Below are 12,269 nucleotides of genomic sequence, written 5' to 3'. Positions count from 1 at the left end.
CGATGGCGCGGTGACCAGTACTGCTCATGAGGCCCTGCGCGGGCGGGACGCCGGGAAAGAGCCGCCGTCGTGGCAGCGGCGGCTGCGCCGTTTCGGCTATGTGCCGCGGCCGGTGACCGGGTTGCGGGAGCGGCTGGTGCCCCCGTACACGCGTCCGTCGGACCGGCTCTGGACGGTGCTCGGTGTTCCTCCGCTGCGGGCGGAGCGGCTGTGGCGGCTGATGTCGTGGACCGGCCCGCTGCTGGTGGCGGTGGTCGCCGGTGCGCTGCGGTTCTGGCGGCTGGGCGAGCCGAAGGCGGTGATATTCGACGAGACGTACTACGCCAAGGACGCCTGGGCCCTGTTCAACCAGGGGTACGAGGGCTCCTGGCCCAAGGACGTCGACGGGTCGATCCTCAAGAACCCGGACGGGGTGCCCATCCCGACCGATCCGGGCTATGTGGTGCACCCGCCGGTCGGCAAGTGGGTGATCGGACTGGGGGAACACCTCTTCGGTTTCGATCCGTTCGGCTGGCGTTTCATGGTCGCCCTGCTCGGCACGGTGTCGGTGCTGATGCTGTGCCGGATCGGGCGCAGGCTGTTCCGCTCGACCTTCCTGGGGTGCCTGGCCGGCACGCTGCTGGCGGTGGACGGGCTGCACTTCGTGATGAGCCGCACCGCCCTGCTCGACCAGGTGCTGATGTTCTTCGTGCTGGCCGCCTTCGGCTGCCTGCTCGCCGACCGGGACTGGGCGCGGGCCCGGCTCGCCGCAGCGCTGCCCGCCGACCCCGGCGACCCCGGTGACCCGGGCGAGGCGGGCGGGCGGCTGCGGCCGGACGCGGTGGTCGCCGGAACGCTGCGCCTGGGGTGGCGTCCCTGGCGGATCACCGCGGGGCTGATGCTCGGCCTGGCGTTCGCCACCAAGTGGAACGGCCTGTACATCCTGGCCGCCTTCGGGGTGATGGCCGTGCTGTGGGACGCGGGCGCGCGCCGCACGGCCGGTGCGGTGCGGCCCTACCGGGCGGTGCTCCGCCGGGATCTGCTGCCCGCGTTCGTCTCGACGGTCCCGGTCGCGATCGTCACGTACATCGCCTCGTGGACCGGCTGGATCGTCACCGACAAGGGGTACTTCCGCGACTGGGCGGCCACCGCGGGCAGGAACAGCGAGTGGTCCTGGCTCTTCCCGGACTGGCTGCGCAGCCTGTGGCACTACGAGACCGAGGTCTACAGCTTCCACGTCAGCCTGACGTCGGGCCACACCTACCAGTCCAATCCCTGGAGCTGGATCGTGCTGGGGCGCCCCGTCTCGTACTTCTACGAGGACCCGGAGCCCGGTACCGGCGGGTGCCCGAAGGGCGCGGCGGAGAAGTGCGCCAGCGAGGTCCTGGCGATCGGGACGCCCCTGCTGTGGTGGGCCGCCTGCTTCGCGGTCCTGTACGTCCTGTGGCGCTGGTTCTTCCGGCGCGACTGGCGGGCGGGGGCGATCGCCTGCGCGATCGCGGCCGGCTGGGTGCCGTGGTTCCTTTATCAGGAACGCACGATCTTCCTTTTCTACGCCGTGGTGTTCGTGCCGTTCCTGTGCCTCGCGGTGACGATGATGATCGGGGCGATGCTGGGGCCACGGGGGGCCGACGGTTCGGCGGAACGCCGAAGGACCATCGGGGCGGTCGGTGCGGGAGTTCTCGTCCTTCTCATCATCTGGAATTTCATCTACTTCTGGCCGCTTTACACAGGGCAGTCGATTCCGATGGATTCCTGGCGCAATCGCATGTGGCTCGATACCTGGGTGTGAACAGGAACGCTTCATTCCGAGCGTTCCGTTCAGGTAACAACCACCTCTGCTATCCCACCCGTCCCGTAGAGTTCGCCCGAGTCACTCGCTTGAACATGTTCAAGTGAGCTTCTGGGGAGGGGGAACCGCTCGGATGCGCAGTGGAGCGAAGGTCGCCGTCATCGGCGGCGTGTTCGTCGTGGTCGCCGGTGGGGTGGGCTACGGCGCCTACAACGTGTGGAACGGAGTGACGGGCGGGGTCACCACCACGTCCGCGTCCTCGCCGAAGAAGGGGCCCGTCACGGCGGACGAGGTCGAGACGACGGCGAAGGACTTCCTCGCCGCGTGGGCGGCCGGGGACGACGTCAAGGCCGCCCAGTTCACCAACAACCCGACGTCCGCCGGGACGGCGTTCGCCGGCTACCGCAACGCGGCGCACATCGGCGGCCTGAAGCTGACCCCGGGCAAGGCCGTCGGCGCGCGGGTGCCGTTCACGGTCGAGGCCGTGGTGTCGTACGACGGCGTGCGCAAGCCGTGGACGTACGCCTCCGAACTGACCGTGGTGCGCGGGCTGTCGACCGGGCAGCCGCGGGTCGAGTGGAAGCCCACCGTCGTCCACCCCCAGCTCAAGGACGACGAGTCGCTGAGGACGACGGCCAAGGGCGCGCCGCCCATCAAGGCCGTCGACCACAGGGGCGTGGAGCTCACCAAGGAGAAGTTCCCCTCGCTCGGGCCGGTGCTGGAGCAGCTGCGCGCCAAGTACGGCGCGGACGCGGGCGGCACCCCCGGCCTTGAGCTGGTCATCGAGGGCCCCGAGGGCGCGGCGCCCGCCCGGAGCCTGGTCACCCTGCGCGAGGGCGTGCCGGGCAGGCTGGAGACGACGCTGGACGCGGACGTGCAGGCGGCCGCGGAGCAGGCGGTGAAGCGGAACAGCGAGGCTTCGGTCGTCGCCGTCAAGCCGTCCACGGGCGAGATCCGGGCCGTCGCCAACAACCGCAAGGACGGCTGGAACGCCGCCTTCCTCGGCAAGCAGGCGCCCGGCTCCACGATGAAGATCGTGACGGCCGCGCTGCTGCTGGAGAAGGACCTGGTCGGCGCGGACCGGAAGGCCGAGTGTCCGAAGGAAGCGATGTACCAGGGCCGCACCTTCCACAACCTGGAGAACTTCTCCATCCCGGACGGCACCTTCACCGAGAGCTTCGCGCGGTCCTGCAACACCGCCTTCATCAAGCTGATCGACGACACCGAGGACGACACGGCGCTGGCCAAGGAGGCGCGGGACGTCTTCGGCATCGGCCTGACGTGGCGGACCGGCATCCCGTCGTTCGACGGTTCGGTGCCCGAGTCGTCGGGCGGCGAGGCGGCCGCGCAGTACATCGGGCAGGGCACCGTCCAGATGAACGCGCTGAACATCGCCTCCATCACGGCGACCGCGAAGAACGGCACCTTCCGCCAGCCGGTCATCGTGCCCCGCTCGCTGGACGACCGCGAACTGGCCACCGCTCCGCGCGGCCTGGAGAGCTCCGCCGCCCAGCAGCTGCGCGACATGATGCGGGCCACCGCGCGCGGCAACGGCACGGGCGCCAGGGCGATGGCCGGCGTCGGGGGGGACAAGGGCGCGAAGACCGGATCGGCCGAGGTCGACGACCAGGCCACGTCCAACAGCTGGTTCGCCGGATTCTCCGGGGATCTGGCGGCGGCCGCGGTCGTGCAGTCGGGCGGCCACGGCGGCGACAGCGCGGGCCCTCTGGTCGCCTCGGTGCTGAAGGCCGGGTAGGGCGACGGGGGCGGGCGGGAACGGGCGGGGAATGAGGGCGCACACTCGCATGGCACGTACGTCTACCGCTGGAGTGCGGACCATGAGCGCGTCCGGGTCCCTGCCCGGGGAGGTGGCGTGACGCCCCTCGTCGCTGCCGCGGTGCTGATCGCCGCGGTGACCCACGCGAGCTGGAACGCCATCGCCCACCACATCAGGGACCAGTTGCTGTCCTTCACCCTGATATCCGGCGGCGGGGCTCTGATCGGGGCGGTCACGGCGCTCTTCGTCCCCCTGCCGGCGGCGGGGGTCTGGCCCTTCCTGATCCTCTCGGCCGTGCTGCACGTCGGCTACATGGCCCTGCTGATGCGCTCGTTCACCCTCGGCGACTTCGGCCAGATGTACCCGATCGCCCGGGGCACGGCACCGCTGGTGGTGACCGTGCTGGCGGCCGTGTTCCTCCACGAGACACCGGACGGCCGGCAGCTGACGGGCGTCGCGGTCGCCTGCGCGGGCCTGGTGGGCCTGGCCCTGTGGGGCATCCGAGGCTCCGGCCGCCGGCCGCACTGGCCCGCCCTGACGGCCGCACTGGCCACGGGGCTGGCCATCGCCGGATACACGGTGGTGGACGGCGTCGGGGTCCGCACCGCGGGCACCCCGCTCGGCTACATCGCCTGGCTGATGATCCTGGAGGGCCTGCCGATCCCGCTGTACGCCCTGTGCCGCCACCGCGCCGCGCTGGCCGCGCGGCTGCGTCCGTACGCGGCCCGCGGCCTGCTGGGGGCGGCCCTGTCGGTGGCTGCGTACGCCCTGGTCCTGTGGGCCCAGACCCGGGCCCCGCTGGCCCCCGTCGCGGCGCTGCGGGAGTCCTCGATCATCGTGGGCGCGGCGATCGGCACCCTCTTCTTCAAGGAACGCTTCGGCGCTCCCCGGCTGGCCGCCGCGGGCCTGATGGCGGCGGGCATCGGGCTGATGCTGCACGGGGGGTAGCGGGCCGTCGCGCTCTCCGTCGGCGGGGCGGGACCGGCACCCTCGTCCGCCGGGTAGCCTGCGGACATGAACGACCGGCCGCCGGAACTGGATCCCCTCCCCGGGCCCGAGATCACCGAGACCGAGTGCCGCAAATGCGGGACCAGGGTCGCGGGCCTCGACGGGCGGTACGCCTGCGGGGTCTGCGGGTGGGTGAACGACCACACGGAGGGCCACCGGGCCCTGCCGACCGCCGAGGAGGACGCCGACTTCCCCTGCCGGCGCGGGCGTCGGGCCTGATCAGGCGCCGGTGGTGGCCGTCGCCGTACGGACCGCGCGGATCAGGGCCTGCGCCCTCGGGTCGGCCGTCACTCCCTTGCGCATGCCGTTGGTGACGTAGCCGAGGGCGATGCCCGAGGCGGGGTCGGCGAAGCCCAGCGAGCCGCCGCGGCCGGGGTGCCCGAAGGAACCGGGGGCCAGCAGCGGGGAGGCGGGCCCGTGCAGCATGAAGCCGAGACCGAAGCGGGTGGACACCACCAGGACCCGGTCCAGCCCCACGGACTCCTCGGTGCGCGCCATGGCGAGCGTCGCCGGGGCGAAGAGGCGGTGGCCGTCCACCGGCCCGAGCGTCGCCGCGTAGAAGCGGGCCAGCGCGCGGGCGGTGGAGATGCCCGCCGACGCGGGGAGTTCGGCGGCCCGGTAGAGCGGGTCGTTCTCGTCGGGCATCGGGTCGATCGCCCCGAAGGCGCGCCGGGTCAGCGAGGACGGGTCTCGGTAGGCGTCCGCGACGGAGCGCTTGGGGCGCAGCCTCAGCCCTCCCCCGGCCGCCGTGGCGGGCTCCTCGACCGGTCCGATCCGGCCCACCCGGTGGGCCTCCTCGTCGGGCAGGCCCAGCCACAGGTCCAGGCCGAGCGGGCGGGCGATCTCCTCGGCGACCCAGCGGCCGATGGTGCGGCCGGTGACCCGCTGGACGAGACCGCTCAGCAGCCAGCTGTAGGTCTGGGCGTGGTAGCCGTGGTCGGTGCCCGGCTCCCAGGCGGGGGCCTGGGCGGCGACGGCGCGGGTCGCGGTCTCCTGGTCGACCGCCTCCGCGAGGGTCAGCGGGCGGTCCAGCACGGGCACTCCCGCGCTGTGCGACAGCAGGTGGCGCACGAGCGTCCGTTCCTTGCCCGCGGCCTTGAACTCGGGCCAGTACGTGCCGACCGGGGCGTCCAGGTCCAGCTGGCCGCGCTGGTGCAGCAGCAGCGGCACCGCCGCGGCGACGCCCTTGGTCGCCGACCGCACTATCTGGGCGGTGTCGACCGCCCAGGGAGCCGTACCGTCCACGTCCCGCGTGCCCGCCCACAGGTCGACGACCTTGCGGCCGTCCCGGTAGACGGCGACCGCCGCGCCCCGTTCGCCGCGCTGCTCGAAGTTGCGCACGAAAGCGTCCCTGACCGGCTCGAACCCCGCCTCTGCTGTGCCCTGGACGTCCACGCCCCACGCTCCCTCTCGCGATCGGTCCCACCATGGTGCAACGTGTCAGCGCGGCGCCGGATTCCGGGTCGGGTCGAAGCCGAAGGGCAGCTCCAGCCGGTGCTGCCGCATCAGCTCCGCGTCGGACAGCAGATCGCCGGTCGGCCCGTCCGCCACGATGACGCCGCCGCTGAGGACGACCGAGCGGGGGCACAGTTCCAGGGCGTACGGCAGGTCATGAGTGACCATCAGGACGGTGACGTCCAGCGACCTCAGGATGTCGGCCAGTTCACGGCGGGAGGCGGGGTCCAGGTTGGACGACGGCTCGTCCAGGACGAGGATCTCCGGCTCCATCGCCAGGACGGTGGCCACGGCGACCCGGCGCCGCTGGCCGAAGGACAGGTGGTGCGGGGGCCGGTCCGCGTACTCCTCCATGCCGACCCTGGACAGCGCCTCGACGACGACGGCCTCCAGCGCGGGGCCGCGCAGCCCGGCGGCCGCCGGGCCGAACGCGACGTCCTCGCGCACGGTCGGCATGAACAGCTGGTCGTCCGGGTCCTGGAAGACGATGCCGACGCGTCGCCTGATCTGTGCCAGGTTGTCCTTGGCGACCGGCAGCCCGGCGACCTCCACCGTCCCGGCGCCGCCCGTGAGGATGCCGTTGAGGTGCAGGACGAGCGTGGTCTTGCCGGCGCCGTTGGGGCCGAGCAGCGCGACCCGCTCGCCGCGTTCGACGCTCAGGTCGACGCCGAAGAGCGCCTGGTGACCGTCGGGGTAGGCGTAGGCGAGGCCGCGGACGTCGAGCGAGGGGGCGAAGGACATGGTCATAGGGTCCATCCCAGCAGACGGATGAGGAGTGCGGTCAGCGGCAGGAGCGCCGCGCAGGCCCACTGGGCGCGCGAGGCGGTCACCTCGTCGATGACCGGCATGGAGCCCGTGTAACCCCGGCTGATCATGGCCAGGTGGACGCGTTCGCCGCGCTCGTAGGAGCGGATGAACAACGCGCCCGCCGACTTGGCGAGGACGCCCCAGTGGCGTACGCCCCTGGCCTCGAAGCCGCGGGAGCGCCGCGCGATCGACATGCGCCGCATCTCGTCGGTGATCAGGTCCCCGTACCGGATCATGAAGGAGGCGATCTGGACCAGGAGGGGCGGCAGCTTCAGGCGCTGGAGGCCCAGCAGCAGCGCGCGCAGCTCCGTGGTGGAGGCCAGGAGCACCGACGCGGCCACGCCGAGGGTGCCCTTGGCGAGCACGTTCCAGGCGCCCCACAGGCCCGGTACGGAGAGGGGGACGCCGAGGAACGACGTCTGCTCGCCCGGCACCACGAACGGCATGAGGAACGCGAACGCGACGAACGGGATCTCGATCACCAGGCGCCGCAGGACGAACCGCGCGGGGATCCGGGACACCGCCGCGACGGCGCCCAGCAGCGCCGCGTACAGCGCGAACGCCCAGATCGCCTCACGCGGGGTGGAGACCACCACGACGACGAAGGCGAGGACGGCGACGAGTTTGCAGTGCCCGGGGAGCCGGTGGACGGGTGAGTTCCCGGGCCGGTACAGCCGGTGGGCGTGACCCGCGCCCATGTCAGGCGGCGCCCTTCGCCGGCACCTCGGCGGCGGCCCGCCGGCGGCGCACGGCCCAGAAGACGCCCGTACCGACGAGGACGGTGGCCCCCACGCCGATGGTGCCCGCCAGGCCGCCGGAGAGGCGGGCGTCGGTGACGCTGCTGACGCCGTAGTCGGCGAGCGGCGAGCCCGCGGCGGCGTGCTCCTCGGCCTTCTCGTCGAAGCCCTGGTCGGCGGCGACCTTCTCCAGGCCGTCGGGGTCGGCCGAGGCGTAGTACGACACCCCGCCGGCCAGCACGAGCGCGGCCGCCAGGCCGGTGACCCAGACCGCCTTCGTGGAGCGGGCGGCGACGGGCGCGGCGGCCGGGGCCGCGTCGACCAGTTCGCCGCCGACGCGCAGCTTGAGCGGCGTGGCCAGACCGCGGGCGCCGTGGACCAGGTCGGGGCGGACGGCGAGGACGGCGCCGACGGTGGCGGTGGTGATGACGGCCTCGCCGATGCCGATCAGGACGTGGACGCCGACCATGGCGGTGAGCACCTTGGGGACCGGTACGTCGGTGGTGCCGCCGATCGCGTAGAGGAGCGTGAACGCGGCGGCCGCGGCCGGCACGGAGACCAGGGCGGCGACGAAGGAGGCGACGGTCACCGAGCGGCGGGTGCGCGGGAGGATTCCGACGAGGCCGCGGAAGAGGCCGTACGCGACGACGACGGTGACCACGCCCATGACGGTGATGTTCACGCCGAGGGCGGTGAGCCCGCCGTCCGCGAACAGGATGCCCTGCATGAGCAGGACCACGGCGACGCACAGCACGCCGGTGTACGGCCCCACGAGTATCGCGGCGAGGGCGCCGCCGAGCAGATGTCCGCTGGTGCCTGCCGCGACGGGGAAGTTCAGCATCTGCACGGCGAAGATGAACGCCGCGACGAGGCCCGCCAGCGGCGCGGTCCGCTCTCCCCCGGCGCCTCCCCCGGGCGAGGCGCCGCCGAGTTCCCGGCGGGCGCCGCGCAGGCTGACGGCGACGGCGCCCACGGCGACGAGACCGGCGGCGGCCGAGACGGGAGTGTCGATGAAACCGTCGGGAACATGCATGGCGGGACCGCTTTCGGACGGCGGGTTTCGGACCGTTCGATGATGGGTCCACCTGCAAAGAGGTTGCAAGAGCGTACTGGTCACAGAAAGAGCCGGGGCGCACGCCCCCGAATAATGGGACATTAGACACATACAGGGCGAGTGTGAGGAGTCAGCCGATGTGCCCAGCTGACGAAGGTCCTCGCGTGGAGTTCCACGCCAAGGGTCTGATCGTGACCGACGACCCCCTTCCCGTCCCCGTGCCCGTCGCACTCCGCTTCGACCCCGGTGACGACCAGGTGCGCTTCGTCTTCCCCGGCGGCAACGAGTGGGTCTTCCCTCGTGACCTGCTGGAAGCGGGCCTGCGCGCCCCGGCCCGGCGCGGCGACGTGGGGGTGTGGCCGTGCGGCCGGGTCCAGACGGTGGTGGAGCTGCACGTGCCGGACGGGGTGGCGATGATCCAGTTCGAGTCCTCGGCACTGGTCCGCTTCCTGTCACGCACGTACGCCGCCACCGCGTCGTACGTGACGCGATGACGGCGTGACGCCCGCCCCTCGGCCCCCGCCACCGCGGGCCGGGCGGGGGCGGGCGCCCCGGAAGACCGGGGGCGCCCACCGCTCGGCGGTACGCCCCTGGAGGGCGCTGCTCCCGGCGGGGAGCGGTGCCCCGGTCTCCCGGGCCGGCCTCAGACCCGTGCGGGATCGCGGTCCGCGCCGGGACCGCTCCCGGCCAGTTCCTTGCGCAGGCCCTCGCCCTCGACGTCCACGTCGGGCAGGGCCCGGTCCAGCCAGCGCGGCAGCCACCACGCCTTGTGGCCCAGCAGCGCCAGGACGGCGGGCACGATCGCCATGCGCACCACGAAGGCGTCGAAGAAGACGGCGACGGCGAGACCGAAACCGATCATCTTCACCATCTGCTCGCTGGAGCCGATGAACCCCGCGAAGACCGCGATCATGATCACCGCCGCGGCGGTGACCACCCGGGCGCCGTGCCGGAAGCCGGTCACGACCGCCTCCCCGGGCCGCTCCCCGTGGACGTACGCCTCGCGCATACGGGTGACCAGGAAGACCTCGTAGTCCATGGCGAGTCCGAAGACGACGCCCACCATGAAGATCGGCATCATGCTCATGATCGGACCGGTCTGCTCGACGCCGAACAGCGAGCCCAGCCAGCCCCACTGGAAGACCGCCACGACGGCTCCGAGGGCCGCGACCACCGACAGCAGGAAGCCCAGCGCCGCCTTCAGGGGGACCAGGACCGAGCGGAAGACCAGCATCAGCAGGAGGAAGGCGAGCCCGACGACGAGCGCGAGATAGGGCAGCAGCGCGTCGTTCATCTTCTGCGAGAAGTCGATGTTCATCGCGGTGGAACCGGTGACCAGGACGTGGTCCCCGCTGACGTCCCGGATGGAGTGGACGAGCTCCTCGGTCTCGGCGGACGAGGGCCGGTCCTTCGGCACGACGGTGATCACCGCCGCGTCACCGGCCTTGTTGGGCGTGGCGGGGGTGACGGCGGCGACCCCGTCGAGGCCCTTGATGTCCTGGACCGTGCGGTCGGCGGCGCTCCGGTCCCCGTCGACGACGACCATCAGCGGCCCGTTGGAACCGGGCCCGAAGCCGTCCGACAGCAGGTCGTAGGCGCGGCGCTGGGTGGTGGAGGTGGGCCCCGAGCCGTCGTCGGGCAGGCCCATCTCCAGCGAGGAGACCGGCACCGCGATCACGCCGAGGCCGACCACGGCGGTGAGCAGCACGGCGACCGGGCGGCGCAGCACGAACCGCGCCCAGCGGGTCCCCATGTTGGGCCTGTCGCCCGCGGAGGCGGCCTGGCCGTCCTCGCCGGCCCCGCTGTCCGTGCCGGACCGGCGGGCCTTGTCGTCGGTGCCGTCCTCGCCGGCCCCGCTGGTCCCGCCGGACGTGCGGGCCTTGCGGCCGAGCACGCGTTCACCGGCGAAGCCGAGGAGCGCCGGGATGAGCGTGAGGGCGATGAGCACGGCGATCACGACCGTGCCGGCGGCGGCGAAGCCCATCTTCGTCAGCATGGGGATGTTGACGACCGCCAGGCCGACGAGCGCGATGACCACGGTGAGTCCGGCGAACACGACGGCGGAACCGGCGGTGCCGGCGGCCCGCCCGGCCGCCTCCTCGCGGCCGCGGCCCTCGGCGAGCTCGGCGCGGTAGCGGGAGACGATGAACAGCGCGTAGTCGATCCCGACCGCGAGGCCGATCATCATCGCCAGGGTGGAGGTGGTGGAGCCGAGGTCCAGGACACTGGCGAGCGCGGTGATCGTGGAGACACCGATGCCCACACCGATGATCGCGGTCAGCAGCGGCAGCCCGGCGGCGACCAGGGACCCGAAGGTGATGACGAGGACGATGCCGGCGATGACCACGCCGACGATCTCGCCCGCTCCGGTCGACGGCACGGTCTGCAGCGCGTCACCGCCGATCTCGACGGTCAGCCCCGCGTCGCGCGCCTCCGTGCCGGTCTCCTCCAGCGCCTCGCGGGTCGCGTCGCTCAGCTCCATCCCGCTGACCTTGTAGGCCACCTGCACGTAGGCGGTCGAACCGTCCCGGGAGACCGCCTGGGCGGTGTACGGGTCGGTGACGGAGACGACCTGGCCGGAGCCGGACTTCAGCTCGGTGACGGCCTTCTGCACCTCGGCCTTGTAGGCCGGTTCCGTCATCTTCCGGCCGTCGGGCGCCTTGAAGACGACCCGCGCGGTGGCGCCGTCGGCACCCGCGCCGGGGAAGCGCTGTTCGAGCAGGTCGAAGGCGCGCTGGGCCTCCGTCCCCGGTATGGAGAAGGAACTGGACGTGGCGGCGGGCGCCGAGGCGGCGCCCACCCCGGCGAGCGCCAGGAGCGCGACCCACAGCAGGGTCACGACATGGCGGCGCCGGAAGGCGAGCCGGCCGAGTTTGTAGAGGAACGTGGCCACGGGGGCGTCTCCCGGATGGTGAGGGGCGGGACAGGGCATGGGGAGCCGGCCCGACGCGTGAGCGGTACGTGTCAGGTGAAGCGGGTGGTGCGCACCGGGCCGCCCTGGGGACGGGGCGGCCGTCCGGCGTCCCCCGCCGGTGCGGGGGAGCCGTGGGCCGGGCCCGGGGGTACCGGGCGGCGGCCCGGGGTGTCAGACGCCCAGCGCGGGGAGCACCACGGCGTCCATGTACTGGGTGAGGAAGTCCTTGTCGATCGGCCGGTCCTCGATCAGCGGACGGGCCACCAGGGCGCCGAGCAGCATGTGCGGGACGAGCGTCAGCGCGGGGTTGTCCGAGGCGACCTCGCCCCGTCCGACCGCACGCCGCATGATCTCGTCGAGCCCGGTCATCTCGGGTTCGATGAGCAGCTCGCGCAGCGCCTGGAGCAGTTCGGGGTGGTCGTGGACGGCATGGGCCAGACCCCGCATCAGCGCGGAGTCCCGCTCCATGCGGCAGTCGTCGGAACGCCTGAGCATCTCGTGGAAGTCACCGCGCAGCGAGCCGGTGTCGATCTCGGCGAGGCTGACCGGCTTGTCGTGCCGCAGGGCACGGGCGACCAGCTCCGGCTTGCTCCCCCACTGGCGGTAGAGGGTGGCCTTGCTGGAGTGGGTGCGGGCGGCGACGGCGTCCATGGTGAGGGCGTCGTAGCCGACCTCGCAGAGCAGGTCGACCACGGCCTGGTACAGCTCGGACTCGCGTTCCGGGGTGAGCCTGCTGCGGGCCATGC

General features: G+C 72.6%; 11 protein-coding genes. 5 read left to right on the top strand and 6 right to left on the bottom strand.

Going from position 1 to position 12,269, the window contains the following annotated elements:
• Nucleotides 1-10 precede the first annotated feature (10 nt).
• The 4 genes from PUR26_RS26005 (at nt 11) to PUR26_RS25990 (ending at nt 4,775) form a co-directional block, all read left to right on the top strand.
• Nucleotides 11-1,771 (top strand): dolichyl-phosphate-mannose--protein mannosyltransferase, encoded by a 1,761-nt coding sequence (locus tag PUR26_RS26005; protein ID WP_329875600.1) that lies wholly within the window; start codon nt 11-13, stop codon nt 1,769-1,771.
• Nucleotides 1,772-1,904: 133 nt separating this feature from the next.
• Nucleotides 1,905-3,527 (top strand): penicillin-binding transpeptidase domain-containing protein, encoded by a 1,623-nt coding sequence (locus tag PUR26_RS26000; protein ID WP_329875598.1) that lies wholly within the window; start codon nt 1,905-1,907, stop codon nt 3,525-3,527.
• A 117-nt stretch (nt 3,528-3,644) separates the two neighbouring features.
• Nucleotides 3,645-4,496 (top strand): EamA family transporter, encoded by an 852-nt coding sequence (locus PUR26_RS25995; RefSeq protein WP_329875596.1) that lies wholly within the window; start codon nt 3,645-3,647, stop codon nt 4,494-4,496.
• Nucleotides 4,497-4,562: 66 nt separating this feature from the next.
• Entirely contained in the window at nt 4,563-4,775 is a 213-nt protein-coding gene (locus PUR26_RS25990; protein WP_329875594.1) for a hypothetical protein, read from the top strand.
• Here the strand turns inward: PUR26_RS25990 and PUR26_RS25985 are convergent, their stop codons facing one another.
• The 4 genes from PUR26_RS25985 to PUR26_RS25970 are packed head-to-tail and all read right to left on the bottom strand — an operon-like array spanning nt 4,776 to nt 8,588.
• The gene (locus PUR26_RS25985; RefSeq protein WP_329875592.1) at nt 4,776-5,951 is read right to left on the bottom strand and encodes a serine hydrolase domain-containing protein; all 1,176 of its coding nucleotides are present in this window, start codon (nt 5,949-5,951) and stop codon (nt 4,776-4,778) included.
• A 45-nt stretch (nt 5,952-5,996) separates the two neighbouring features.
• A complete protein-coding gene (locus PUR26_RS25980) occupies nt 5,997-6,758 on the bottom strand; it encodes an energy-coupling factor ABC transporter ATP-binding protein (RefSeq protein ID WP_443077166.1) in 762 nt (253 codons plus the stop codon).
• The gene (cbiQ, locus tag PUR26_RS25975; RefSeq protein WP_329875588.1) at nt 6,755-7,516 is read right to left on the bottom strand and encodes a cobalt ECF transporter T component CbiQ; all 762 of its coding nucleotides are present in this window, start codon (nt 7,514-7,516) and stop codon (nt 6,755-6,757) included. The genes PUR26_RS25980 and cbiQ overlap by 4 nt, the downstream gene beginning before the upstream one ends.
• A gap of 1 nt (nt 7,517) precedes the next feature.
• Entirely contained in the window at nt 7,518-8,588 is a 1,071-nt protein-coding gene (locus tag PUR26_RS25970; protein WP_329875586.1) for an energy-coupling factor ABC transporter permease, read from the bottom strand.
• Nucleotides 8,589-8,746: 158 nt separating this feature from the next.
• Here PUR26_RS25970 and PUR26_RS25965 point away from each other — a divergent pair, with 158 nt between their 5' ends.
• Entirely contained in the window at nt 8,747-9,103 is a 357-nt protein-coding gene (locus PUR26_RS25965) for an SsgA family sporulation/cell division regulator (RefSeq protein WP_329875584.1), read from the top strand.
• 149 nt (nt 9,104-9,252) lie between these two features.
• Here PUR26_RS25965 and PUR26_RS25960 read toward each other — a convergent pair whose 3' ends face one another.
• Together PUR26_RS25960 and PUR26_RS25955 are read right to left on the bottom strand one after the other, a co-directional pair.
• Nucleotides 9,253-11,502, bottom strand: a complete 2,250-nt coding sequence (locus PUR26_RS25960; protein WP_329875582.1) for an MMPL family transporter — start codon at nt 11,500-11,502, stop codon at nt 9,253-9,255.
• Nucleotides 11,503-11,694: 192 nt separating this feature from the next.
• The gene (locus tag PUR26_RS25955) at nt 11,695-12,267 is read right to left on the bottom strand and encodes a TetR/AcrR family transcriptional regulator (RefSeq protein ID WP_329875580.1); all 573 of its coding nucleotides are present in this window, start codon (nt 12,265-12,267) and stop codon (nt 11,695-11,697) included.
• Nucleotides 12,268-12,269: the final 2 nt, after the last annotated feature.

The sequence above is a fragment of the Streptomyces sp. SP18CS02 genome (genome assembly GCF_036322365.1).
Lineage (GTDB): Bacteria > Actinomycetota > Actinomycetes > Streptomycetales > Streptomycetaceae > Streptomyces.
Note: the sequence above shows the minus strand (reverse complement) of the source record. Positions and strands in the feature narration are given on the sequence as shown.